Here is a 25,410-nt window from a genome sequence, read left to right on the forward strand (position 1 = left end):
CCGCGTTGTTCCCACGACGCATCACCGGCCCGCGCGCCTGGCCGGCCCGCCTCGCCACCGGAGCCGAGGGCGGGGCCGGATCCGACCGCCCCCGCAAGCGCCGGCGCTGAAAATCCGCCACCATCGATCGACCTGGCCTTTTACCGCGTGCCGGCCGATGCGGGCATCGACGAGGCAGGCGAAATGGCAGCAGCGACGGCAAAGCCGTCCACCCCACGACAAGCAAAACGACATCAGGCGTAGCCGATCCAGCCGCGGAACACGCCGGCCGCGTAGAACATGCTCACCTCCTTGAAGCCTTCTTCGCGCAGCAGCGCCTCGTCCTGCTCCGGCGCCAGCACCGGCAGGACCCGCTCGATCAGCGCGCGCCGCTGGCGCGCTTCCTCGGGCGGCGCCCCGGTCGCCACCGCATAGGCCTCGTCGCGCGCCAACCAGAGCGCGCGTTCGATCTCGTCCCCGGCGACGCTCATGTGGGCCGCCACGAAAGGCGCGCCGCGCCGCAGGCGCCGCCGGATCGCGCGCACCGCGTGGCGGCGTTCGCACAGAGGCATGAAGTGCATGGTCAGCAGGCAGGCCGCGGCGTCGAAGGGCCCCGGCGGCGCGGCGTCCACGTAGCCTTCATGCAGCTTGACGCGGCCGGCATGCTCGCCGACGGTATCCAGGGCCAGCGCCAGCATCTCGGGCGACGGATCGACCCCGTCGAAGCTCCATCCCGGCTGGGCATCGGCGAAGGCCTTCAGCTCCAGCCCGCCGCCGGCGCCCAGCACCAGCACCCGGGCATCGAATGGCGCCCGTTCGGCCAGCAAGACCTGCGCCATGCGCTGCAGGTCGCAAAATCCCGGCACCAGGCGCGGTGGCCCCTGGTGGTAATGCGCGACCGCGCCCGGGTCGGAAAAATGTTTCATTGCACTTCTCATCGTTCACCTCGCTGGAGCGCGGCATCGCGGCCGGGAACGCGTTTCGCCAGGGCGTCCTGCCCGGCGTCGCCAGAGCCATTCGTCTATAATGGCCAACCACTGTTGCGAACGTCACTGCGCGCTCAATGCCTTTCGATCTCAAGAAAAACCTTCCCAAGCCAGGCGCCCGTTTCGCCCTGCCCGCCCTGCACGGCTCGAGCGACGCCTATGCGCTCGCCACCGCCGCGCTGGCCTTGAAAGCCGACAATCGGATACTGACCGTGATCGTGGCCAATGCCAGCGACGGCCAGCGCCTGCTCGACGAGATACCCTGGTTCGCCGGCGAACGCCTGGCCTGCCACCTGCTGCCCGACTGGGAAACCCTGCCCTACGACGCGTTCTCGCCGCACCAGGACCTGGTCTCGGAGCGCCTGGCCACGCTGCACGAGATCCGCAACGGCCAGTGCGACGTGCTGGTGGTGCCGGCCACCACCGCCCTGGTGCGGCTGGCCCCGCCGTCCTTCCTGGCAGCCTACACCTTCTTCTTCCGCCAGGGCGAACGCCTGGACGAGGCCAGGCTGAAGGCGCAGCTGACACTGGCTGGTTATACCCATGTTTCGCAGGTGATGTCGCCCGGGGAGTACTCGGTGCGCGGCGGCCTGATCGACCTGTTCCCGATGGGCTCCGCCCTGCCCTACCGGCTCGACCTGTTCGGCGACGAGATCGAATCGATCCGTACTTTTGACGCCGACACCCAGCGCTCGCTGTACCCCGTCAAGGAAGTGCGGCTGCTGCCGGGGCGCGAATTCCCGATGGACGAAGCGGCGCGCAGCGCCTTTCGCGGGCGCTGGCGCGAGCGCTTCGAGGGCGATCCTTCGCGCTCGCCGATCTACCGCGACATCGGCAACGGCATCGCCTCGGCCGGCATCGAATACTACCTGCCGCTGTTTTTCGAAGAAACTGCGACCCTGTTCGACTACCTCCCCCAGGACGCCACCCTGGCCCTGGTGGGCGACATCGAGGCCGCGATCCAGCGCTTCTGGCTCGATACCGAATCGCGCTACAAGTTCCTCAAAAGCGACCGCGAACGGCCGATCCTGGAACCGCGCGAGCTGTTCCTGGGGGCCGAGCAATTCTTCACCTGCGCCAAGCCGCACGCCCGCTGGACTGTCGGCCGTGACCCGTCCGCCCCAAGCTCCGAGCTGTCGGCGCCGATCCCGGATATCTCGGTCAACCGCCGCCTGGACGATCCGCTGACCAACCTGCGCGCTTATCTGCTGCGCCAGGATGCGCGCGTGATGATCGTCGCCGATTCGGCCGGGCGCCGCGAAACCCTGCAGCAGTACTTCCACGAATACGGGCTGGAACTGGCGCCGGTCGAAGGCTTCGAGGGTTTTCGCGCCACGAGTGCGAAACTCGCGCTCGGCGTCGCGCCGCTGCAGGCCGGCTTCGAGCTGAGCGAAGACCATGCCGGTCGCCTGGTCTTCATCACCGAGACCGAACTGTATGCGGGCTCGGGCCGGCGCGCCGGCAAGAAGAAGCAGGAAGCGACCAGCGAGGTCGAATCGATGGTGCGCGACCTGTCGGAGCTCAAGATCGGCGACCCGGTGGTGCACATCAACCACGGCATCGGCCGCTACATGGGCTTGATGAGCATGGACCTGGGCGAAGGCGAGACCGAGTTCCTGCACCTGGAGTACGCCAAGGAGACCAAGCTCTACGTTCCAGTGTCTCAGTTGCACGTCATTTCGCGCTACTCGGGCACTTCGCCGGAAGACGCGCCGCTGCACAGCCTCGGCTCCGGCCAGTGGGAAAAGGCCAAGCGCAAGGCCGCCGAGCAGGTGCGCGACACCGCCGCCGAGCTGCTCAACCTGTATGCGCGCCGCGCCGCGCGCCAGGGCCACGCCTTCGAGTACTCCAGCACCGACTACGAGAACTTCGCCGCCAGCTTCGGCTTCGACGAGACCCCGGACCAGGCTGAAGCCATCCACAACGTCATCAAGGACATGACCTCGGGCCGCCCGATGGACCGCCTGGTGTGCGGCGACGTCGGCTTCGGCAAGACCGAGGTGGCCCTGCGCGCCGCCTTCATCGCCGTCATGGGCGGCAAGCAGGTCGCGATCCTGGCCCCGACCACCCTGCTGGCCGAGCAGCACGCCCAGACCTTCGCCGACCGCTTCGCCGACTGGCCCGTGAAAATCGCCGAGCTGTCGCGCTTCCGTACCGGCAAGGAAATCAACAACGCGATCAAGGGCATGGCCGACGGCACGCTCGACATCGTGATCGGCACGCATAAACTGCTTTCGCCGGACGTCAAGTTCACGCGCCTGGGGCTGGTGATCATCGACGAGGAACACCGCTTCGGCGTGCGCCAGAAAGAGGCCTTGAAAGCCTTGCGCGCCGAGGTCGACGTCTTGACGCTGACCGCGACCCCGATCCCGCGCACCCTCGGCATGGCGCTGGAAGGCCTGCGCGACTTCTCCATCATCGCCACCGCGCCGCAGAAGCGCCTGGCGATCAAGACGTTCGTGCGCAGCGAGGACGGTTCGATCATCCGCGAAGCCTGCCTGCGTGAACTGAAGCGCGGCGGCCAGATCTACTTCCTGCACAACGAGGTCGAGACCATCGAGAACCGCCGCGCGATGCTGCAAGAGCTGCTGCCGGAAGCGCGCATCGGCGTGGCCCACGGCCAGATGCACGAACGCGACCTGGAAAAGGTGATGCGCGACTTCGTTTCGCAGCGCTTCAACATCCTGCTGTGCACCACCATCATCGAGACCGGCATCGACGTGCCGACCGCGAACACCATCATCATGCACCGCGCCGACCGCTTCGGTCTGGCCCAGCTGCACCAGCTGCGCGGCCGCGTGGGCCGCTCGCATCACCAGGCCTATGCCTACCTCCTGGTGAGCGACGCTAGCTCCCTGACCAAGCAGGCGCAGCGCCGCCTGGACGCGATCCAGGCGATGGAGGAACTGGGCAGCGGCTTCTATCTCGCCATGCACGACCTGGAGATCCGCGGCGCCGGCGAGGTGCTGGGCGAGAACCAGTCGGGCGAGATGCTGGAAGTCGGCTTCCAGCTGTACTCCGACATGCTCAATGCCGCGGTCAAGTCGCTCAAGGCGGGCAAGGAGCCCGACCTGGCCGCGCCGCTGTCCTCGACCACCGAGATCAACCTGCACGTACCGGCCCTGCTGCCATCGAGCTACTGCGGCGACGTGCACGAGCGCCTCTCGATCTACAAGCGCCTGGCCAACTGCGAAAGCCAGGACAAGATCGACGCCATGCAGGAAGAGCTGATCGACCGCTTCGGCAAGATGCCGGACCAGGTCAAGGCCCTGATCGAGACCCACCGCCTGCGCATCGCGGCGAAAACCGTGGGCATCGTCAAGATCGACGTCCACGGCGAGGCCGCCAACCTGCAATTCATGGAACAGCCGCCGATCGATCCGGTCAAGATCATCACGCTGATCCAGAAGAACCGCCACATCAAGCTGGCCGGCCAGGACAAGCTGCGCATCAGCGCCAGCATGCCCGACCTGGCGGCGCGCGTGACGCAGGTAAAACAGACCATCAAACAACTGCTCGCTTGAGAAACACAATGACGATGAACCTGGTGCTCCAGGGGCCGCAGGCCTCGCACGAATCGCTCGACCGCCTGGCCGCGCTGGCCAACCCAACCCGCGTGACCCGCCTCGGCGAGCATGCCCTGCGCTGCGAGGACGTGGCTTTTTCGGCGGAACTGAAGGGGCGCGTCGACGCCGCGGCGTTCGACGCCGGGGTCGACGCCTGCTTCATCGAGGCCGGCCGCACCCTGGCCGACTTCAGGCTGGTGGCCATGGACATGGACTCGACCCTGATCACCATCGAGTGCATCGACGAGATCGCCGACATGCAGGGCCTGAAAGCCCAGGTGGCCGAGATCACCGAGGCCGCCATGCGCGGCGAGCTCGATTTCGCGGCCAGCCTGACGCGCCGCGTGGCCCTGCTCGAAGGGCTGGATGCGGCCGCGCTCGAGCGCGTCTACGACGAGCGCCTGCGCATCTCGATGGGCGGCGAAGCGATGCTGCAGGCCGTGCAGGCGGCCGGCCTGAAGACCCTGCTGGTATCGGGCGGCTTCACCTTCTTCACCGAGCGCCTGCAGCGGCGCCTGGGGCTCGACGTCACCCATGCCAACGTGCTGGAAGTGGCGAACGGCAAGCTCACCGGCCGCGTGCTCGGTGGCATCGTCGACGCCGAGGAAAAGATGCGCACCGTCCAGCGCGTCTGCGCGCAGTACGGATGCGAGCCGCGCCAGGCCATCGTCATGGGCGACGGCGCCAACGACCTGAAAATGATGGGCATCGCCGGCCTGTCCGTGGCCTTCCGCGCCAAGCCGGTGGTGCGCGCGCAGGCTTCGGTGGCCCTCAACTTCTCGGGCCTGGACGGCCTCTTGACGATCCTGCAGTGACAGCCCCTTGCCGTGCGTCGAAAATAGTGTTGCAAGGAATAGCGCCTGGATTGGCGGGCGCTATTCAATGTTCGCACGAAATTTCATGCGCTGACGAACCGTCGCGAATCGAATAAGTTTCCTCTGTTCCGTAAGTTCAACGCTCAAGCACGAGCTAGCGCAAAAGATGTGACGCGCACGATTGGATGAGCAGCACCGCTGGTCTATGTTAATGGGGCGGCCGCGCCGCGGCTGCGCCTTACTAGTCAGGAGCATGCCATGTCCATTCCGGCCTTCCGCACGTCGTTTCCACTCCTTTCCCCTCCTAAATCCAACCATGCCGCCCACCCGGGCGCGCCCCGAAACCATGGCCGACGGCGCTTCGTGCTCGCTGCCCCGGCCCTCGCAGGCAGCCTTGCCGTCGCGCCCTACGGCGTGTCGGCGCAATCGCTGCCCGGCTGGTGCGCCACCTGGGGATGTGCGCCGGCCGGGCCGGCCCCGGCCGGCAGCTACTACGACTACAATTTCAGCGGGCAAACGATCCGCATGTTCATACGCGCAAGCATCGGCGGCAAGCGCGTGCGCGTGCGCCTGTCGAACCAGATGGGCAGCGCGCCGCTCGCCATCGACGCGGCCTGGATCGGCCTGCGCAGCAACGCCCAGGCCGTGCTGGCCGGATCCAACCATCCCCTGACGTTCGGCGGCAGGAGCACGGTGAGCATCCAGCCCGGCTCCTACGTGCTGTCGGATCCCCTGTTCTTCCAGGTCGCGCCCTTTGCCGACCTCGCCGTCAGCCTGTATTTTCCTGCGAGCGCAGCCGCCAGGGCCAGCACGCTGCACCGCGACTCCTGGTCGTCGACCTACGTCGCTTCGGGCAATGCCGCGGCCAGCACCACCTTCAGCTACACGCGCAGCTTCGCTTCCTGGCCCTTCCTCACCGAAGTGGACGTCGACGTCGGCGCGCCCTGCATCGTGGCGATCGGCGACTCGCTCACCGACGGCCAGGGCAGCACCGTGAACCAGAACCGGCGCTGGCCGGACTACCTGGCGCGGCGCCTGCAGGCGGAACTGGGCACGGCGGGGCGCATCGGCGTGGTGAACCGCGGGATTGCCGGCAACCGGCTGCTGGTGGACGACCCGAACGCGCTGCTGGCCGGCCACGACGTGCTCGAGCGCTTCGATCGCGACGTGCTGGCCACGCCCGGCGTGCAAGGCGTGATCGTGGCGAGCGGCATCAACGACATCATCCTGGCATCGAGTTCGTCCCTGAGCCAGATGCGCGACAACCTGATTGCCGGATACCGCCAGCTGATCATGCGCTCGCGCGCACGGGGCATCACGATCCTCGGGGCGACACTGCCCCCGATCCAGGGCTCCGGGCGCAACTCGGAAGCGCGCGAGACCGTACGCCAGCAGGTCAACGGCTGGCTGCGCTCATCGAACGCATTCGACGCGCTGGTCGACTGGGACAGCGTGCTGCGCGACCCGCAAGCGCCGGCCTACCTGCGCGCCGCCTACAACAGCGGCGACGGCCTGCACCCGAACGACGCCGGCTACCAGGCCCTGGCCGCCGCCGTGCCCCTGCGGGAGTTCAGCGCGCTGCTCGTCGACTCGGCCTGAAAGGGGAAGGATGCCGGGCCGCCGGGTGTGTAACAGGGTGTAATTTCGCGCGGTACAGTGCACGAGTTTTCCTATCATGTTGGCATCAGGAGGACCGTCATGAAGAAACTCATCATCCTTAGCGCGTCGCTGGCGGTGCTGGCCGGTTGCGCCGCCCCCGGCCCGAATTACTACGGCAGCCAGGCTTATTCGCGCTCGGGCGACCCGAGCCAGTGGCAAGTCGTGTCGGTGACGCCGGTGCCGCTGGGCACGGGCGCCCGTGCGGCGGCTGCCGGCGAGACCGGCGCGACCACCTACGGCACGAGCACCTACGGCGCGGCGCCGCAACAGCCGATCGTCGTGCACCAGAGCCCGGTGTACGTGCAGCCGGCGCCGGTCTACGTGCCTCAGCCGGTCTACGTGCCGGAACCGGTGTACCAGCCGCGCTACTATTACCCGCCGGTCTCGATCGGCCTCGGCTTCAATTTCGGTCGCGGCTGGGGCCACCACCGCGGCTGGGGCGGCCACATCGGGACGCGCTTCCCCTACCATTGGCGCCGCTGAAGCCTGCGGCGCGTTTACCGCTCATGAGGCCGGCAGGAATGCCGGCCTTTTTTTGCCTGCTGCAGGATCAGTGGCCGTGGTGCTGGCGCTCGTATTCGTCGGCTTGCGCCTTGGTGGCGTGCACGATGCCATCCGGATGCTCCGGCGGGGTGTACAGCGTATACAGGCGCATCGGCTCGCTCTGCGAGGTGTTGATGACGTTGTGCTCGGCGCCGGCCGGGATCACCACGGCGACGCCGTCTTCCAGTTGGTGTTCTTCGCCGTCCAGGATGGCGACGCCCTGGCCCGCTTCGACGCGGATGAACTGGTCGTGGCCTTCGTGCCGCTCGAGGCCGATTTCCTCGCCCGGCTGCAGGGTCATGATGACCAGTTGGCTGCGCTTGGTGGTGTAAAGCACTTCGCGGAAGTTGTTTCCGGCGAGGGTTTTCTCTTCGATGTTGATGCTGTAGCCCGACATTGCTCTTCTCCTGATGAATGCGTGCGGCTGTTGCCGCCTCGTCCACATTGTATAAGAGCCAAGGAGAACGCGTGCGGCGTCAAGGCGAGCCGAACAGGTCGTGGGCGTCGAGCAGCGCATAGGCGATTTCCGGACGCTCGCCCAGGCGCCGCCGCACCGCCGCCGGCACCGACTGCCGCGCCTTCTTGCACAGGCCCGGCTTCTCCTCGAGCACGACGATGATGCCGCGTACGGTGCGCACCTCGTTCGGGCCCGGTTCGATGCGCAGTTCGGCGCCGAGGTTCTTGCGGATCAGCTCCTGCACGTGCTGGAGGTCCGCGTAGCTGTCGATGCGCTCGATGCGTTCGAGCAGTTTGAGCTCCTGCTGGCGGGTCAGCGCCAGCGGCCGGTGGTCGGCCTGCGGGTCGGCCATGACACGCTCGCGCTCGCACACGCAGGCGCCCGGCGGGCACTCGGTGCGCACAGGAAAAGGAAACGGCGAAAGGTGCTCGCTCACGCTGTCATGGATGGGAGTCAGGGGTTGGCGGCAATTCTACATCAGCCGAATACGCCGCCACGCCGCGCAGGAGCGCTTGCATGCGCGCATGGTGCGAACCGCGCCAGTACACCCTCCCGCAATGCGCGCAGGTCGTGAATGCCTGGTGCAGCTCGGCGACCCGCGGCGGCAGGCGGTCCTGCACCTCCTCCACCGCTACCGGGCGCAAGGGCAGGTTGCAATGCAGGCACAAGGAAAACGGCCGCATGCCCGGTTCCAGGCGCAGGCGCGCAAACAGCTCGCGCAGCTGCGCCTGCGGCGCCAGGGCATGCAGGTAGCAACCGAGTTCCACGCTGCGCCGCTTGAGCAGTTCGCGGTCGCGCGTGAGCAGGATGCGCCCTTCCTCGTGCGCGATGCGCTCGATCTGCTCGTCCTGGTAGTGGTTGTCGTACAGGGCGTCGTAGCCGGCCATGCGCAGCAAGCGCGCCAGCGCGCCCAGGTGGGCGTCCGCGACGAAGCGCGGGCGCCCTTCCGGCCGGCTGCGCAGGCGCTGCAGCGAACCGACGTCGAGCTGCCCGAAGGCCGGATAGGCCGCCACCCGGTCGCCTTCGCGCAGCAGGTGCCCGAAGCCATCCGGCTCGCCGTTCACCAAGAGCAGCTCGACCTCGGTATGCGGTACGCCCAGCGCCTCGATCATGTGCTTGGCCGTGGCATCGCGCGCGCAAGGAACGCGAAATTCGCGTCCGCGCCGCGCGCGCGGCAGGAAGTCGCCCAGGCAGCCGTAGAAGCGGAAGCTGGCGTTTACCATGGCAGCGGAGGCACCGCGGCTTCGTCGAAGCGCTGGCCGTCCGGGCCGCGCAGCAGCTGCAGCGCGTTCGGCACCGCTTCGAAGGCCGCGGTGTTGTCGAAGACGCACCAAGCGGTGCGTCCCGCCGCCGTCTGGCGCGCCAGTTCGCGCCGCACCGACTCGACGTATTCCGGGGAGTAGCGCGAATAGTAGATGCGCGGCGTGCCGTGCAGCCGGACGTAGACCGAGTCGCTGCTGGTCGGCACGTGCGGGCCGGGCTGGCCGGCCGCCGGGTCGGCGATCACGCGGGTCACGCGGCTCTCGGTCAGGAGCTCGGTCGCGGCGTCCGAGAACCAGCCGGGATGGCGCGCCTCGAAGGCCACGGTGCGGCCGAAGATGGCGTGCAGCTGGCGGAAGAAGATGCGGGCGGTCTCGTCGACGAAGCCGAACTTCGGCGGCAGCTGCACCAGCAGGCAGCCCAGCTTGTCGCCCAGCTCGCCCGCCTCGGCCGCGAACTGCACCAGCAGCGGCTCGACGTCCTGCATGCGCGCGTCGTGCGTGATCGCGCGCGGCACCTTCACGGCGAAGCGGAAGTCGTCGGGCACGCAGGCGGCCCACTTGGCGTAGGTCGCCGGACGGTGCGGGCGGTAGAAGGACGAATTGATTTCGACCATGGGAAACACGGCGGCATAGCGTTCGAGATGGCTGCCCGCGGCGGGAAACGAAGCGGCCTCGGCCTTTGGCAGGCTCCAGCCCGCGCATCCGACCAGCAGGCGGCCAGGCAGATTTTCGTGTTCTGGCATAAGTCCGGCAGTGATGGCAATGAGGCTATTCTACGAAACGCGCCGGGAAGGCGGCGCATGATGTTCGGCTTACAATACGCCCTTGTGTGAACGGAGGAGAACTTGATGAGCGAACCCATCCATATCGTCTGCCCGCACTGCGATGCGGTGAACCGGCTGGCGAGCGAACGCCTGCGCGACGCGCCCGTCTGCGGCAAGTGCGCCCAGGCCTTGTTTACCGGGCGTCCCCTCGAGGTCGACAGCGCGCGCTTTACCAGGCACGCGGGGCGCAGCGACATCCCGGTGCTGGTCGATTTCTGGGCCGAATGGTGCGGCCCCTGCAAGATGATGGCGCCGCACTTCGCCCAGGCGGCCCAGCGGCTCGAGCCGGCGGTGCGCCTGCTCAAGGTCGATACCGAACGCAACCAGGACCTGGCGGCCCGCTACGCGATCCGCAGCATCCCGACCCTGGCGCTGCTGCGCGGCGGACGCGAAGTGGCGCGCCAGTCCGGGGCCATGGATGCGGGCCGGCTGGTGGCCTGGGTCGAATCGCAGCTGGGGTGAGCGCGCAGGGCCGGTCTTGAAGAAGCCGGCTTCGGCCCTCATGTTGGCAAAACGGCAGCACTGCCTGCTACAATCGTCGCGTGCGGGGCGTTCCCGTGTTCCCCTAAAGGAGAAAACTGATGTCGCAAGACCTGGTAATGGATCGCGGAACCGAGGACGCCAAGCAGTTCGCGCGCATCCTGTACATCGCCCACGCCCTGACCTTCCTGTTCTCGGCCGGCCTGCTCTCGCTCCTGGTGCTGATCGTCAACTACGTGAAGCGTCCGGAAACCCAGGGCACCATCGTGTATTCGCACCATACCTGGATGATCCGCGCCTTCTGGTGGTACCTGGTGTGGTCGGTGCTGGCCTGGGTGCTGGCGGCCACCATCATCGGCATCCCGATCGCCCTGATCGTCTGGGGCGCGGCCTGGCTGTGGGCGGCCTACCGCATCATCCGCGGCTTCCTGGACCTGAACAGCAACCGCCCGATGCCGGTCTGAGGCAAACAGGGCGGCGCCGCCGCCCTGTCCGGCCCGAAAAAAAGGGACGTTCGCGCAAGCGAACGTCCCTTTCCTACATCCCCGCGCCTGGGCTTGTCAAGCGATGAACAGGTCGGCGACATGGCCGCCGTGGACGCCGACCAGCTCGGCATGGCCGCCATCGTCAGCGCCATACCGGTAGCCGTTGTCGACCGCCTGCGGCATCACCATCTTGCCGCTGCCCTTCTGGCCGCCCTGCAGCACCCACGGGTTGTCGACCGGCGGGCTGTCCTTGTCGGTCTGCTGGCCGTTGGGCGCCGCGTCGACGCCGTTGCCGCCGCCGTTGTTGCCGTGGTTGACGTGCAGCTTGAACACGTCCGACGCCGACAGGTTGGCGCCGGCGCCGCTTGCCTTGTCGGTCGCGCTCAGGCGCACGTCGAAGGACGTGACCTGCTTCGGCGCGGTGCCCGAGAAGGTGCCGGTGGCGCCGTCGAACTTCAGCCAGGAAGGCAGGGCCGAGCCGTCCGCGAGGGTCGCCGAGTAGACCAGGGTGTCGCCCCGGTCGACGTCGGTGAAGCTGCCGGCCGGGAGCTGGAACCAGAAGGCCTTGTTGAAGTTGACGTGCATGTCGGCCAGCGCCTTGGCCAGCACCGGCGCGTCGTTGGTGCCGGCGATGGTGATGTCGAGCGAGGACAGGAGCGAAGCGAAACCGTCGCTGCCGGTGTAGTCGAAGCGCTCGGCCACGCTCGCGCCGCGGCCCAGCGCCGCGATGCCGGCCGAAGCGTCGAGCTGGTAGACGTAGCTGCCGTCGCCCTGCAGCACCAGGGTGCCGTACTTGCCGGCAAAGCTGCCCGCCGTCACCGTCAGCTGGGTGCCGGCGTCGATGTCGCTGTCGTTGGCCAGCACGTTGCCGGCGAGCGTGGCCTGGCTGGCCAGCATCGAGGCGCTGTCGGGCCGCAGCACTGGCTTGTCGTTGCTGCCGGTGATGGCGATGGCCAGGCTGCCGGTCGTGGTCGCGATGCCGTCGGTGGCGGCGTAGCTGAAGCTGTCGACCACGGTAGCGCCCTGCGCCAGCGACTGCACCGCCCTGGCGTCGTTGTCGAGGCGGTAGGTGTAGTTGCCGTCCTGCGCGATGACCAGTGTGCCATAGGCGCCGGCATAGGTGCCGGGCGCGGACACCGCCAGCAGCGCGCCGGCATCGATGTCGCTGTCGTTGGCGAGCACGTTGCCGCTGGCGCTGACGACGCCGTCCTCGGACACCGCGGCGCTGTCCGCGGCCACCAGCGGGGCGTCGTTGCTGCCGGTGATGGTGATCGCCAGCGTCGACGCGTCCGTGGCGATGCCGTCCGTGACGACATAGGCGAACTGCTCGAGCAGGGTCTGGCCCTCGGCCAGCGCCTGTACGCGGGCGTCGCCGGCGTACAGGGTATAGGTGTAGCTGCCGTCGTGCGCCAGCGCCAGGGTGCCGTAGCTGCCGGCGTAGCTGCCCGGGGCGGCGACCTTCAACACCGTGCCGGCGTTCGGATCGCGGTCGTTGGCGAGCACGTTGCCGCTGGCGGCCGCACCGTCTTCCAGCACCTGCGCCACATCCTCGGCGGCGACCGGCGCCAGGTTCGACAGGGTCACGCGGATCTCGAGGCTGGCGCCGGCGCTGGCGATGCCGTCGGTGACGGCATAGTCGAAGCGCTCGGTCAGCACGCCGTCCACCGCCTTCGATGCATCGTAGGCGCCGGCCGGGTTCAGGGTATAGCCGTAGTTGCCGTCCTTGTCGAGCACCAGGGTGCCGTGGCTGCCGGCGATGGTGCCGGGCGCGACCACCTGCAGCACGGTGCCGCGGTCGATGTCGCTGTCGTTGGCGAGCACGTTGCCGTTCACGCCGGCCGCTTCGCCCTCCTTGAAGGCGGCGCTGTCAGCCGTCGCGACCGGGCCGTCGTTCACGCCCGTGATCTCGACGTTGACGACGCCGGTGGACGTGCGGCCAAGGATATCCTGGACGGTGTAGCTGAAGCTATCCTTGAGCACTTCACCCTGGGCCAACTCCTGGAAGCGGCTGCCGATATCGTACTGCACCGTGTCGCCGTTCAGGCTGACCTGGGCGCCCAGGCTGGATGCGCCGGTCGCCACCACGCTCGCGGCACCGTTCAGGTCGTTTGCCAGCAGCACGCTGGTCGCGACCTGTACCGGGCCGCCGTCCTCGCGCACCGCCAGCTTGTCGGCGTTCGCGACCGGCACGTTGCCCAGCAGGCCGATCATGCCGGCACGATCGAGCACGCTGCCATTGTCGAAGACCACGCGGTTCACGCCTTCCGTGGCGCCGTCCAGCCAGCCGGCCAGCAGCACGCTGTCGGCGCTGCCCTTGATGCCGATCACCAGGTCATTGCCCGAGATGCTCGCCGTCAGGTCGGCCCGGCTCAAGCCGCCAGTCATGTGCAGGGTGTCGCTGCCTTGCGCGTCCTCGATGCGGTCGGCGCCGTCGCCGCGGCGGAAGCGATAGGTATCGTCGCCTGCGCCACCCTGGAGCAGGTCGGCGCCCGCGCCGCCCGCCAGGACGTCGTTGCCGGCCCCGCCTTCGAGCAGGTTGTTGCCGGCATTGCCGGTGATGACGTTGTCCAGTTCGTTGCCGCTGCCGGAGATCGCTCCAGTGCCGGTCAGGGTGAGGTTCTCGACATTGTCCGCCAGGCGATAGCCGATGCTCGCTTGCACCGTGTCCACGCCCTCGTCGGCGTTTTCCAGGACCTGGTCGCCGGCGTCGTCCACCACGTAGCTGTCGTTGCCGCTGCCGCCGCGCATGAGGTCGGCGCCAAGGCCGCCGTCGATGCTGTCGTTGCCGCCGCCGGCGGCGATGCTGTCGTTGCCGGCCCCGCCGGACAGGACGTTGGCGGCGTCGTTGCCGGTGATCGTGTTGTCCAGGGCGTTGCCGGTGCCGTTGATCGCGGCGTTGCCAAGCAGCACCAGGTGCTCGACGTTGGCGGACAGGGTATGGCTGGCGCTGGCGCGCACGGTATCGGTGCCGCCGCCCGCCGCCTCGACCACGAGGTCGCCGGTCTGGTCGACGATATAGGTGTCGTCGCCGGCGCCACCGATCATCGTATCGATGCCCGCGCCGCCATCGATCAGGTTATCAAGGTCGTTGCCGGTGATGGTATTGGCCAGCGCATTGCCGGTGCCGTTCAGGGCGCCGCCAGTCAGCACCAGGTTCTCGATGTTGGCGCCGAGCACGTAGTCGATGCTGGACTCGACCGTGTCGTTGCCGCCGCCGGCGGCTTCGACCACCACGTCGCCGATGTCGTCGACCACGTAGGTATCGTTGCCGGCCCCGCCCTGCATGGTGTCGGCGCCCAGGCCGCCGTCCAGGATGTCGTTGCCGCCGTTGGCGGTCAAGGTGTCGTTGCCGGCGCCGCCGCTGAGCGTGTTGGCGCCGTTGTTGCCGGTGATGACGTTGTCGAGTTCGTTGCCGGTGCCGTTGATGGCGGCCGAGCCGGTCAGGGTCAGGTTTTCCACGTTCGCCGCCAGCGTATGGCTGACGCTGGCCTGCACCAGGTCGGTGCCTTCGCCGGCCTCTTCGATGGTCAGGTCGCCGGCGTTGTCGACGATGTAGGTGTCGTTGCCGCTGCCGCCGCGCATGCTGTCGCTGCCCAGTCCGCCGTTGAGCAGGTCGTTGCCGGCGTCGCCGCGCAACTGGTCGTCGCCGGCCTCGCCGTTCAGGGTGTCGTCGCCCTCGCCGCCGACCACGGTGTCGTTGCCGGCGCCGGCGTGGATGGTGTCGTTGCCGGCCAGGCCGTCGAGCAGGTTGTCGCCGCTATTGCCGGTGATGATGTTGTTCAGCTCATTACCCGTGCCGTCGATGGCGGCAGTGCCGGTCAAGCTCAGGTTCTCGACGTTCGCGGTCAGGGTGTAGGTGATGCTGGACTGCACGATGTCGGTGCCGGCCGCGGCGTCCTCGACGACCAGGTCGCCGATGTCGTCGACCACGAAGGTATCGTCGCCGAGGCCGCCGGCCATGCGGTCGGCGCCGAGGCCGCCGTCGATCATGTCGTTGCCCGCGTCGCCGTACAGCTGGTCGTCGCCCCCCTCGCCATACAGGAAGTCGTTGCCGTCGCCGCCGCGCACCAGGTCGCTGCCGTCGCCGGCGTTGACGGTGTCGTTGCCGGCGCCGGCATCGGTCGTATTGTTGCCTGCGTTGCCGGTGATCCGGTTGTGCAGGGCGTTGCCGTTGCCGACCAGGTTGTCCGAACCGGTCAGCACCAGGTTTTCCACGTTCGCCACCAGGGTGTAGTCGATGCTCGATTCGACCGTGTCGGTGCCGGCGCCGGCGGCTTCGATCACGAGGTCGCCCGCGTCGTCGACCACGTAGACGTCGTTCCCGGCGCCGCCCGACATGGTGTCGGCGCCCACGCCGCCGTCCAGCCTGTCGTTGCCGCCGTTGTCTTCCAGGATATCGTTGCCCGCCCCGCCGTACAGCGCATTGGCGGCGTTGTTGCCGATGATTTTGTTGTCGAGCTCGTTGCCGGTGCCGCTGATGGCGCCGCCGCCGGTCAGGGTCAGGTTCTCGACTTCGGCCGTCAGGACGTAGTCGACGCTCGCGCGCACCAGGTCCAGCCCCTCGCCGGCGTTCTCCACGACCAGGTCGCCGGCATTGTCGACGATGTAGACGTCGTCGCCGCTGCCGCCCTGCATGCTGTCGGCGTCGAGACCGCCGTCGAGCCAGTCGTTGCCGTCGCCACCCAGCAGCAGGTCCTTGCCGGCGTTGCCGTACAGCGTGTCGTTGCCGGCCAGGCCGTGCAGGGTGTTGGCGCCGCTGTTGCCGTTGACGATGTTGTCGAGTTCGTTGCCGCTGCCATCGATGGCGGCGGTGCCGGTCTGGGTCAGGTTTTCCACCTGCGCGGTCAAGGTGTAGGTGATGCTCGATTCCACCAGGTCGGTGCCGGCGCCCGCTTCCTCGATCACCAGGTCGCCATCGTCGTCGACCACGTAGACGTCGTTGCCGCTGCCGCCGGCCATGCGGTCGGCGCCGGTGCCGCCATCCAGGCGGTCGTTGCCGGCGTCGCCGTACAGGGTGTCCTGGCCCGCTTCGCCCAGCAGCAGGTCGTCGCCGTCGCCGCCGTGCACCAGGTCGTCGCCGGCGCCCGCCTTCACGGTATCGTTGCCGGCGCGCCCATCGATCACGTTGTTGCCGGCGTTGCCGGTGATCGTGTTGTGCAGCGCGTTGCCAGTGCCCTTGAGGTCCTGCTCGCCGCTCAGCTCGAGGTGCTCGACGTTGTCGGTCAGCGTGTAGTCGATGCTGGAACGCACGGTGTCGCTGCCCGCGCCCGCGCTCTCGATGACCAGGTCGCCGGCATCGTCGACCACATAGGTATCGTTGCCGGCGCCGCCGGCCATGGTGTCGGCCCCCAGGCCGCCGTCGAGGACATCGTTGCCCAGGTTGTCGGTCAGCGTATCGTTGCCGGCGCCGCCGATGAGCGTATTGCTGCCGTTGCCGCCGGTGATGGTATTGTCGAGCTCATTGCCGGTGCCCACGGTGTTCTGGCTCCCCGTCAAGGTCAGCTCCTCGACCGCGGCGGCCAGCGCATGGTTGACGCTCGAGAACACCCGGTCGCGCCCTTCGCCGTCGAGTTCGACGATGGTATCGCCCAGGTTGTCGACGTAATAGGTGTCGTCGCCGGTGCCGCCATGCATCTCGTCGGCCCCGAGCCCGCCATCGATGCTGTCGTTGCCCGCCAGGCCGAACAAGGTGTTGGCGGCGCCGTTGCCGACGATATTGTTGTCGAGTTCGTTGCCGGTGCCGCTGGCGGCCGCTCCTAGCAGGGCCAGGTTCTCGACGTTGTCGGTCAGCGTATAGCTGATGCTGGACTGGACCGTATCCAGGCCTTCGCCCGCCGCTTCGATCACCAGGTCGCCCGCATCGTCGACGACGTAGGTGTCGTTGCCGCTGCCGCCTTGCATCCGGTCCGCCCCCAGGCCGCCATTGAGGGTATCGTTGCCGGCGCCGCCGCTCAGGGTGTTGGCGGCGCTGTTGCCGATGATGATGTTGTCCGCGCCGTTGCCGGTCCCGTCGATGGCGGCCTCGCCCAGCAGGCTCAGGTGTTCGAACCCGTCCTGCAGGGTGTAGCTGATGCTGGACTTGACGGTATCGATCCCGCCGCCGCCCGCCTCGCTGACCACGTCGCCGGCCTCGTCGACGATGTAGGTGTCGTCGCCCACCCCGCCCTGCATGGTATCGGCGCCCAGGCCGCCATCGAGCACGTCGTTGCCTGCATTGCCGACCAGCAGGTCGTTGCCCGCGCCGCCGCTGAGCGTGTTGCTGCCGCCATTGCCGGTGATGGTATTGTCGAGCGCGTTGCCAGTGCCGGCGATGGAGGCGTTCCCCGTCAGCGTCAGGTTCTCGACATGGTCCGACAGGCTGTAGCCGACGCCCGCCAGCACGGTGTCCACGCCCTCGCCCGCCTGCTCGACCACGACGTCACCGGGATTGTCCACCACATAGGTGTCGTTGCCCGCGCCGCCGATCAGCCTGTCCGCACCCGCCATGCCGTTCAGCACGTTCGCTCCGCCATTGCCGGTAATGACATTGTTGCGGGAATTGCCGGTGCCGTCGATATCGGCGGTGCCGGTCAGGACGAGGTCGTCGGTGGTCGAATTCAGCGTGGTACTAACGGACGAGGTGGTCGTGGTCATCATTTATCCTTGTATGGGGCCGGAAGGATTTCCGACACGCAACATAACTTACTCGCGGGAAAGTTTATCACGAAAGTTGCCGTGTGGAAATGATGATGCACAAGTCGTGCGGCGACTCGCGCGCAGGACGCATGGCCACCCGTCAGGTAGCGGGAAATGTGCCGGATCGCGCAGAAATGCGCGGGATGGTCTTGCCGGACGCGCTCGAGGGCGCCCGGCAGCTGCTTACAGGCTGGCCAGCGCCTGTTCGATGTCGGCGATCAGGTCGTCGGTATCTTCCAGGCCGATGTTGAAGCGCACCAGCACGCCCTGCTCCTGCCAGTGGCTGCGGATCGCCCGGATCCGGTAGGGCATCACCAGGCTGTTCGGGCCGCCCCAGCTGTAGCCGAGGCCGAACAGCGTCAAGGCGTCGACGAAACGGTCGGTCTGTTCTTCAGAATAGCGCGCGTCGAACAACACCGAGAACAGGCCGCCCGCGCCCTGGAAGTCGCGCGTCCAGTTGGCGTGGCCCGGGCAGTCGTCAAAAGCCGGGTGCAGCACCCTGGCGACTTCCGGACGGGCTTTCAGCCACGCCGCCACCTTGCGCGCGCCCTGGTCGTGGGCCTCGAAGCGCAGCTTCATGCTCGGCAGGCCGCGCATCACCAGGTAGGCGTCGTCGGCGCCGACGCCCAGGCCCAGCCGCATGTGGGCCTGCGCCAGTTTGTCGTTCAGCAGGCGATCGCGCGTGATCACGGCGCCCATCAGGAGGTCGGCGCCGCCCGACTGGTACTTGGTCAGCGCATGCATGACGATGTCGGCGCCGACGTCGAAACCGCGCAGGGCCAGGCCGGCGGACCAGGTGTTGTCGAGCGCGACCGGCACGCCCTTTCCCCTGGCGGCCTTGCAGATGGCCGGCAGGTCGGGCACTTCCATCGAGACCGAACCCGGCGCCTCGGTCCAGACCAGCCTGGTGTTCGGCTGGATCAGGTCGGCGATGCCGGAACCGATCATCGGATCGTAGAAGCGCGCGCTGACGCCGAAGTCCTGGGACAGCCAGCGTCCCAGCTCGCGGTTCGGGTTGTAGACGTTCTCGGGCAGCAGCACGTCGTCGCCGCTTCTCAGCAGGGCGAAGTTGATCATCGCGATCGCCGCCAGGCCGGACGGCGCCAGCAGGCAGTGCTCGCCGCCCTCGATCTGCGCCAGGCGCGCTTCCAGCGTGAAGGTGGTCGGCGTGCCGTGCAGGCCGTAGGTGTAGGCGGTCTTGTCCTTCCACTGGCCTGACCGCATCGCCGCCACGTTCTCGAACAGGACCGTGGAGGCGCGGTGCACGCCGGGAGGGAAGGCGGCGAAACCGCCCGGGGCCTCGTAGTCGCTGTGGATCAGCGCGGTCTGCACGGTTTTCTTGTTCATGCCACGGTGGCCCACAGGTCGTGCGCGTCGGCCTTGGTGATGATCACGTCGATGAACTGGCCCACTTGCGGCTTGGCCTTGCCGGGCTGCAGGGCGCGCTTGATGTGGACCACGCCGTCGATCTCCGGCGCGTCGGCGGCGGTGCGGCCAATGGCTTCGCGGGCGCCGACCTCGTCGACCAGCACGCGCATGGTCTTGCCCACCTTGGCCTGCATGCGCCCCAGCGAAATCTCTTCCTGCAGCAGCATGACGCGCGCGCGGCGCTCCTCGCGCACGCTTTCCGGCACCGGGTTGGCCAGCTCGTTGGCGGTCGCGCCCTCCACCGGCGAATAGGCGAAGCAGCCCAGGCGGTCGATCTGCGCTTCGCGCAGGAAGTCCAGCAGGTATTCGAACTCTTCTTCGGTCTCGCCCGGGAAGCCGGCGATGAACGTGGAGCGGATGGTCAGGTCCGGATTCATCTTGCGCCATGCCAGGATGCGGTCGAGGTTCTTCTCGCCGCTGGCCGGGCGCTTCATGCGCTTGAGCACTTCCGGGTGCGCGTGCTGCATCGGGATGTCGAGGTAAGGCAGTACGTGGCCGTCGCCCATCAGGGGGATGACCTGGTCGACGTGCGGATACGGGTAGACGTAGTGCATGCGCACCCAGGCGTCGTACTGCCGCGCCATCTTGCCCAGTTCCTCGGTGAGCTGGGTCATGTGGGTCCTGACCGGACGGCCGTTCCAGAAGCCGAGGCGGAATTTCACATCGACGCCGTAGGCGCTGGTGTCCTGCGAAATGATCAAGAGTTCCTTGACGCCGGCCTTGAACAGGTTCTCGGCTTCCTGGAGCACCTCATGGATCGGACGCGAGACCAGGTCGCCGCGCATCGACGGAATGATGCAGAAGCTGCAGCGGTGGTTGCAGCCTTCCGAGATCTTCAGGTAGGCGTAGTGCTTCGGGGTCAGCTTGACGCCGTGGTCCGGCACCAGGTCCACAAACGGATCATGCGGCTTGGGCAGGTGCAGGTGGACCGACTCCATCACCTCGGCCACCGCGTGCGGGCCGGTCACGGCCAGCACCTTCGGGTGCACCTTGGTGATGATGTCGTCTCCCGCCGCATCCTTCTTGGCGCCCAGGCAGCCGGTGACGATCACCTTGCCGTTCTCGGCCAGGGCTTCGCCGATCGCGTCCAGCGACTCCTGCACCGCGGCGTCGATGAAGCCGCAGGTGTTGACGATCACGAGGTCGGCGCCGTCGTAGGACTTGGCGGTCTGGTAGCCTTCCGCGCGCAGCTGGGTCAGGATCTGCTCGGAGTCGACCAGCGCCTTCGGGCAGCCGAGCGACACGAAGCCGACCTTGGGCGCGGCCACGCCCGCGGCCGGGCTCGGGATGACGAGCGACGGCGCGGGCGCTTCGGCGACAGCGGTGTTGGCGGAGGCAACAGGAATACGGCGGAGTTCGGTCATGGGCGGACGACAAGGAATCTGGGCAATCCGCGATTGTACCGTAAGCGGGTAGCTCGGTGCTACCCGGGGCAGGGTTTGCCGGCCCGGGCCAGGGCCGGCAGATGTGTCGAAACAGCGACGCCTTGCTTATCGCCTGATTTACTTCTTGTCGTTCGGCGGCGTCATGCCCGGGAACGGAAAGGCGCCGAACATGGCCTTGCTCTGGTTCTGCATCTGCTCCTGCATCTGCAGGAACAGGTTCTTCGACTGGTCGATGTAGTTGTTCATCATGCCCTGCATCATCGGGCCCTGCACGTTCATGAACTGGGTCCACATTTCCGGGCTGAAGGGCTTGCCTTCGAGGGCGCCGGCGGCATTGCTGGTGAACTTGTTCTGGATGTCGGTGAATGCCTGCACGTTCTTTTCCAGATAGGAACCCATCATGCCCTGCATCGCGTGGCCGTAGTAGCGGATGATCTGGGCCAGCACCGAACTGGAGAACATCGGGATGCCATTGGCTTCCTCTTCCAGGATGATCTGGAGCAGGATGCTGCGGGTCAGGTCCTCGTTGGTCTTGGCGTCGACGACGGTGAATTCGTCGGCCTCGAGCACCAACTGCTTCACGTCGGTCAGGGTGATGTAGGAACTGGTCTGGGTATCGTACAGACGGCGGTTCGGGTATTTCTTGATCAGGCGTTCAGCACTCTTTTTCACACTGCTCATTTCATGTCTCATCGTTGTGCGTTACGGTACGGGCCCGAGCTTCGACCGCACGCTGTTTTTCTTGATTGGTCACCAGAAAACCCGGCCCGTGGGCCGCGCCGCGCGGCAATTTTATTGCCTTACGGACGGACAAGCCCACACCATACCACGACCTGCGCGCAGGTGCAGCAATTATTAGACTACAAACGAACGTGATGATTTTGATATGGACGGCGGGGTGATCCGGTCCGGTGGACCGGATCACGAACAGCTATTGCGCCGCACGCAAGCGCTCAATCCGCGCGCGCCTTGACGTAGCGGCCCGGCGCCGGCTCGGTCGCAGGATACCTCTCGTTGCCGAACACGCTTGGGGCCGGTACGTCCGCCCCGCCGTTCTGGGCCAGGAACCTGGCCCACTCCGGCCACCAGCTGCCCTTGTGCTCGGTGGCGCCGGCGAACCAGGCCTCGGCCGTCTTCGGGCGCGTCTTGCCGCCCTTGTCGTTGACCCAGTAGCTGCGCTTGTTCTTCGAGGCCGGGTTGATCACCCCGGCGATGTGGCCGGAGGCGCCCAGCACGTAGCGGTTGGCCTTCGGATTCTTGGGGTTGAGCAAATCCATCGAAGCGAAGGCCGCTTCCCAGGGCACGATGTGGTCTTCCTTGGAGCCGTACACGAAGACCGGGCAGTCGATCCTGCCCAGGTCGACCGGCACGCCGCATACGCTGAGCGCGCCCGGCACCTTCAGCTTGTTCTCGAGGTAGGTGTTGCGCAGGTACCAGCAGAACATCGGGCCCGGCAGGTTGGTGCTGTCGGCATTCCAGTACAGCAGGTCGAAGGCCGGCGGCTCCTTGCCCTTGAGGTAGTTCTGCTGCACGTAGTTCCACACCAGGTCGTTCGGACGCAGGGCCGAGAAGGTGGTGGCCAGGTCGCGCCCCGGCATCAGGCCGCCGCCGCCCAGGGTCTGCTCGCGCAAGGCCACCTGGGCCTCGTCGACGAAGACTTCCAGCACACCGGTGTCCTGGAAGTCGAGCAACGTGGTGAGCAGCGACAGGCTGGCAGCCGGTTGCTGTCCGCGCGCCGCCAGCACGGCCAAGGCGGTGGCGGCAATGGTGCCGCCCACGCAGAAGCCGAACACATGGGTCTTGTCCTGACCGGTGATCTCGCGCACCACCTCGATCGCCTTGATGGCGCCAGTTTCGACGTAGTCGTCCCAGCGCAGCTTGGCAAGATCGCGGTCCGGATTGCGCCACGACACCATGAACACCGTGTTGCCCTGCTCCACCACGTAGCGCACCAGCGAATTTTCCGGCTGCAGGTCGAGGATGTAGAACTTGTTGATGCAGGGCGGGATCATCAGGAGCGGCACCGCCTTCACGCTCGGCGTCGTCGGGGTGTACTGGATCAGCTGGAACAGCTCGTTCTCGAACACCACCTGGCCGGGCGTCGTGCCGACGTTGCGGCCGACTTCGAAGGCCGATTCGTCGGACTGCGAGATGCGGCCCTTCTGCAGGTCGGCCAGCATATTCGCCAGGCCCTTGGTGAGACTCTCGCCCTTGGTCTCGATCAGCTTCTTCTGCGCTTCCGGATTGGTGGCGAAGAAGTTAGCCGGCGACATGGCATCGACCATCTGCTGGACCGCGAACCGGATCTTCTGGCGCTCGCGCGGGCCGGCCTCGACGGCGTCGGCCAGGGCCAGCATGAATTCCGAGTTCAACAGGTAGGACGCGGCCGAGAAGCTCGAGAGCGGGTTCTCGCGCCATTCGGAACTGGAAAAGCGCTTGTCATGGATCTCGGGGGTCTTGCCGCCGACGAAGTCCTGCCACAGTTGGCCGGCCTTTTTCAGGTAGTCGTCGCGGATGCTTTCCAGCTTCGCCGGCGCGATGCCGGCGCCGAAATCCTTCAGCACGCCGGCCAGCGGGTTGGCGCCGGCGGCAGGCGGGGTCATGGCCGGCATCGTCATCCAGCCCTGCCAGACGCTCGGGTCGGTGAACTGGCTCATCCAGGAGGCGGCGAAAGCTTGGGGGTCAGGCATGTTCATGTCAGCGTCCGTTGTTTAGAATCGGGGTACAGAATAAAAACCTTGGAGAAAGCTCATGTGGATCGTCGCGGTTGCCTGGATTTATGTCGTCGCCCTCATGGCGGCGACCGAACCGACCGTGGTGCACGGCGTGATGACGTTCCTGTTCTATTGCGCCCTGCCATTATCCATTCTTTTCTATCTTACAGGGTCAAAACGGCGGCGCGCGCGGCGCGAAGCGCAGGCGCGCAGGGAGGCGGCAACGCCTGCGGGCGACGCCTCGGCGGCCGCGCTGCCGGCCATGGCAGCCGACAAGTGCGGTCCGGACGCGGGTGCGTGTGACGGTAGCGGCGCAGGCGACTGAACATTCTCTCCCTGAGCCCGCACATTCATTTGATCCAGATCAAGCTGGCTTGACGGCCGGTGACGCGATCGCGGCGGTAGGAATAAAAACGTTCCGGCGCACTGAAGGTGCACATGCCCCCGCCATGGACGCGGGCCACGCCGTCGCGCGTCAGCATCAGGCGCGCCAGCGTGAACATGTCGGCCAAAAATTTTACCGGTTGGTCAAATTTCGGCCGGAAGGCGGCCAGGGCCGCCGCGCCCGGCAGGGCGGCAAGGAAGGCGTCGCGCACGTCCTCGCCCACCTCGAAGGCTTCCGGGCCGATCGCCGGCCCCATCCAGGCAGTGATCTCCCCTGCCCCGGCGGCGCGCATCGCGCGCACCGTTTCGCCCAGCACCCCAGCGGCCAGCCCGCGCCAGCCGGCATGGGCGGCGCCCACCACCTTGCCCTCGAGGTCGGCAAACAGCACCGGCAGGCAGTCGGCGGTCAGGATCGCGCACACCACGCCCGGCGCGCGCGCGACGCTGGCGTCGCCGGTACGCACCGGCAGGTCCGGCCCCACCGTGCAGGCATCGACCACCTCGGCGCCATGCACCTGGGCGATCCAGGCCGGGCGGCCCGGCAGCCAGGCCTGCAGGCGCTCGCGGTTGGCGCGCACGGCCTCCGGGTCGTCGCCGCAATGCATGCCCAGATTCAGGCCGCCGCCGCCCTTGCCGTCGCCATAGGGCCCCTGGCTCGTGCCGCCGTCGCGGCTGGTGGCCAGTGCGCCGACGTTCGGCGGCAGGTCGGGCCAGTGGGGCCACACCAGAGCCGAGCGGTCCATCACTCTTCGCCGTCCTCGTCGGCGGGCTCCTCGATGCCGGCCCTGGCGATCAGCTCGGCGAAGTCGGCCGCCAGCGGCACGGTCCATTCGCAGGGCTCGCCCGTTCCAGGGTGCACCAGGCCGAGGCGGCGCGCCTGCAGCGCCTGGCGGTGGAATACCGGCACCAGGTGCTGCTTGCCGTACACCGCGTCGCCGACCAGCGCGAAGCCCAGGTGCTGCATGTGGACGCGGATCTGGTGGGTGCGGCCGGTCTCCAGGCTGCAGCGCACCAGGCTGACCGGGCGGCGGTCGAGATCGCCCACCGCGACACGCTGGTAATGGGTGATCGCGGGTTTACCGAACATGCCGGTCGACACCGCCATCTTGACGCGGTCGCGCGGATGGCGGCCCATCGACGCGTTGACCGTGCCGGACAGTTGCGGCGTGCCCCACACCAGCGCGAAATATTCGCGCTTGACGCTGCGCGCCTGCAACTGGCGCACCAGGTCGGTCTGGGCGGCCAGGGTCTTGCCGACCACCATCAGGCCGCTGGTGTCCTTGTCGAGGCGGTGCACGATGCCGGCGCGCGGCACGCCCACCAGTTGCGGGCAATGGTGCAGCAGACCGTTGAGCAGGGTGCCCGACCAGTTGCCGGCGCCCGGATGCACGACCAGGCCGGCCGGTTTGTTGATGACGATGATGTCCTCGTCCTCGTGGACGATGTCCAAGGCGATGGGCTCGGGCGCGAAGGCCGTGTCTTCCGGCGCCGCCTGCGGTTCGATGACGACGGTTTCGTCGCCGTAGGCGGTGTCCTTGCCGCGCGCCGGCTTGCCGTCGACCCGGACGAAGCCGCCGTCGAACCAGAGCTGCAGGCGGCTGCGCGAGAACTGCGGCACCAGGCCGGCCACCACCTTGTCGAGGCGCTGGCCGCAGGCCTCGGGGGTAAGCTGCAGGGTGATCGGGGAAAGGTCCGGTCCGGCGGGCAGTTCGAACCCGATCTCATCGTCGAGGTCAGAGTCCAAAGGCATTTCCGCCGAATTCGGCGT

19 protein-coding genes are annotated in these 25,410 nt (G+C 67.4%); 7 read left to right on the top strand and 12 right to left on the bottom strand.

Translation table 11 applies throughout. The features are described from left to right. Nucleotides 1–233 precede the first annotated feature (233 nt). Nucleotides 234–905: a class I SAM-dependent methyltransferase gene (locus ACK4S9_RS10815; RefSeq protein WP_409725330.1), complete on the bottom strand. Its 672-nt coding sequence runs from the start codon at nt 903–905 to the stop codon at nt 234–236. A gap of 137 nt (nt 906–1,042) precedes the next feature. On the opposite strand from ACK4S9_RS10815, the gene mfd reads away from it, so the two are divergent. From mfd to ACK4S9_RS10835, 4 genes are all read left to right on the top strand, one after another. Then, nucleotides 1,043–4,489, top strand: a complete 3,447-nt coding sequence (gene mfd / locus ACK4S9_RS10820; protein ID WP_409725332.1) for a transcription-repair coupling factor — start codon at nt 1,043–1,045, stop codon at nt 4,487–4,489. A 14-nt stretch (nt 4,490–4,503) separates the two neighbouring features. Further along, on the top strand, nt 4,504–5,346 hold the full coding sequence (gene serB, locus ACK4S9_RS10825; RefSeq protein ID WP_409725524.1) for a phosphoserine phosphatase SerB: 843 nt from the start codon (nt 4,504–4,506) through the stop codon (nt 5,344–5,346). Nucleotides 5,347–5,709: 363 nt separating this feature from the next. Beyond that, nucleotides 5,710–6,945 carry an SGNH/GDSL hydrolase family protein gene (locus ACK4S9_RS10830; protein WP_409725334.1) on the top strand — a complete coding sequence of 412 codons (1,236 nt, stop codon included), beginning with the start codon at nt 5,710–5,712 and terminating at the stop codon, nt 6,943–6,945. A 99-nt stretch (nt 6,946–7,044) separates the two neighbouring features. Further along, the gene (locus tag ACK4S9_RS10835) at nt 7,045–7,488 is read left to right on the top strand and encodes a hypothetical protein (RefSeq protein ID WP_409725336.1); all 444 of its coding nucleotides are present in this window, start codon (nt 7,045–7,047) and stop codon (nt 7,486–7,488) included. Nucleotides 7,489–7,555: 67 nt separating this feature from the next. On the opposite strand, the gene ACK4S9_RS10840 is transcribed toward ACK4S9_RS10835, so the two are convergent. From ACK4S9_RS10840 to ACK4S9_RS10855, 4 genes are all read right to left on the bottom strand, one after another. Continuing rightward, a complete protein-coding gene (locus tag ACK4S9_RS10840; RefSeq protein ID WP_409725339.1) occupies nt 7,556–7,945 on the bottom strand; it encodes a cupin domain-containing protein in 390 nt (129 codons plus the stop codon). Nucleotides 7,946–8,024: 79 nt separating this feature from the next. Continuing rightward, complete coding sequence (locus ACK4S9_RS10845; protein ID WP_409725341.1) at nt 8,025–8,441, bottom strand: hypothetical protein; 417 nt, start codon at nt 8,439–8,441, stop codon at nt 8,025–8,027. A gap of 4 nt (nt 8,442–8,445) precedes the next feature. Then, a complete protein-coding gene (locus tag ACK4S9_RS10850; RefSeq protein ID WP_409725344.1) occupies nt 8,446–9,228 on the bottom strand; it encodes a Mut7-C RNAse domain-containing protein in 783 nt (260 codons plus the stop codon). Next, on the bottom strand, nt 9,222–10,010 hold the full coding sequence (locus tag ACK4S9_RS10855; RefSeq protein WP_409725347.1) for a DUF72 domain-containing protein: 789 nt from the start codon (nt 10,008–10,010) through the stop codon (nt 9,222–9,224). The genes ACK4S9_RS10850 and ACK4S9_RS10855 overlap by 7 nt, the downstream gene beginning before the upstream one ends. A gap of 105 nt (nt 10,011–10,115) precedes the next feature. Between ACK4S9_RS10855 and trxC the strand changes: the two genes are divergently transcribed. Further along, nucleotides 10,116–10,553 carry a thioredoxin TrxC gene (trxC, locus tag ACK4S9_RS10860; RefSeq protein WP_409725350.1) on the top strand — a complete coding sequence of 146 codons (438 nt, stop codon included), beginning with the start codon at nt 10,116–10,118 and terminating at the stop codon, nt 10,551–10,553. Nucleotides 10,554–10,672: 119 nt separating this feature from the next. Beyond that, nucleotides 10,673–11,035, top strand: coding sequence for a DUF4870 family protein (locus ACK4S9_RS10865; RefSeq protein WP_409725353.1), 363 nt, complete (start codon nt 10,673–10,675; stop codon nt 11,033–11,035). 96 nt (nt 11,036–11,131) lie between these two features. On the opposite strand, the gene ACK4S9_RS10870 is transcribed toward ACK4S9_RS10865, so the two are convergent. From ACK4S9_RS10870 to phaC, 5 genes are all read right to left on the bottom strand, one after another. Further along, nucleotides 11,132–17,692, bottom strand: coding sequence for a VCBS domain-containing protein (locus ACK4S9_RS10870; protein ID WP_409725355.1), 6,561 nt, complete (start codon nt 17,690–17,692; stop codon nt 11,132–11,134). A 222-nt stretch (nt 17,693–17,914) separates the two neighbouring features. Further along, the gene (locus tag ACK4S9_RS10875; protein WP_409725358.1) at nt 17,915–19,078 is read right to left on the bottom strand and encodes a cystathionine beta-lyase; all 1,164 of its coding nucleotides are present in this window, start codon (nt 19,076–19,078) and stop codon (nt 17,915–17,917) included. Then, on the bottom strand, nt 19,075–20,523 hold the full coding sequence (gene rimO / locus ACK4S9_RS10880) for a 30S ribosomal protein S12 methylthiotransferase RimO (protein WP_409725361.1): 1,449 nt from the start codon (nt 20,521–20,523) through the stop codon (nt 19,075–19,077). Before rimO ends, ACK4S9_RS10875 begins: the two co-directional genes overlap by 4 nt. Nucleotides 20,524–20,661: 138 nt before the next feature. Continuing rightward, nucleotides 20,662–21,225, bottom strand: coding sequence for a polyhydroxyalkanoate synthesis repressor PhaR (gene phaR, locus ACK4S9_RS10885; RefSeq protein WP_409725364.1), 564 nt, complete (start codon nt 21,223–21,225; stop codon nt 20,662–20,664). A gap of 272 nt (nt 21,226–21,497) precedes the next feature. After that, on the bottom strand, nt 21,498–23,240 hold the full coding sequence (gene phaC / locus ACK4S9_RS10890) for a class I poly(R)-hydroxyalkanoic acid synthase (protein WP_409725367.1): 1,743 nt from the start codon (nt 23,238–23,240) through the stop codon (nt 21,498–21,500). A 55-nt stretch (nt 23,241–23,295) separates the two neighbouring features. Between phaC and ACK4S9_RS10895 the strand changes: the two genes are divergently transcribed. Next, nucleotides 23,296–23,583, top strand: a complete 288-nt coding sequence (locus tag ACK4S9_RS10895; RefSeq protein ID WP_409725370.1) for a hypothetical protein — start codon at nt 23,296–23,298, stop codon at nt 23,581–23,583. Nucleotides 23,584–23,608: 25 nt separating this feature from the next. Here ACK4S9_RS10895 and pgeF read toward each other — a convergent pair whose 3' ends face one another. Both pgeF and ACK4S9_RS10905 read right to left on the bottom strand, forming a co-directional pair. Further along, entirely contained in the window at nt 23,609–24,385 is a 777-nt protein-coding gene (gene pgeF, locus ACK4S9_RS10900) for a peptidoglycan editing factor PgeF (RefSeq protein ID WP_409725373.1), read from the bottom strand. Continuing rightward, a complete protein-coding gene (locus tag ACK4S9_RS10905; RefSeq protein ID WP_409725376.1) occupies nt 24,385–25,392 on the bottom strand; it encodes an RluA family pseudouridine synthase in 1,008 nt (335 codons plus the stop codon). Before ACK4S9_RS10905 ends, pgeF begins: the two co-directional genes overlap by 1 nt. Nucleotides 25,393–25,410: the final 18 nt, after the last annotated feature.

Source organism: Massilia sp., from assembly GCF_046293535.1.
In the GTDB taxonomy this organism is placed as follows: Bacteria; Pseudomonadota; Gammaproteobacteria; order Burkholderiales; family Burkholderiaceae_D; genus Telluria.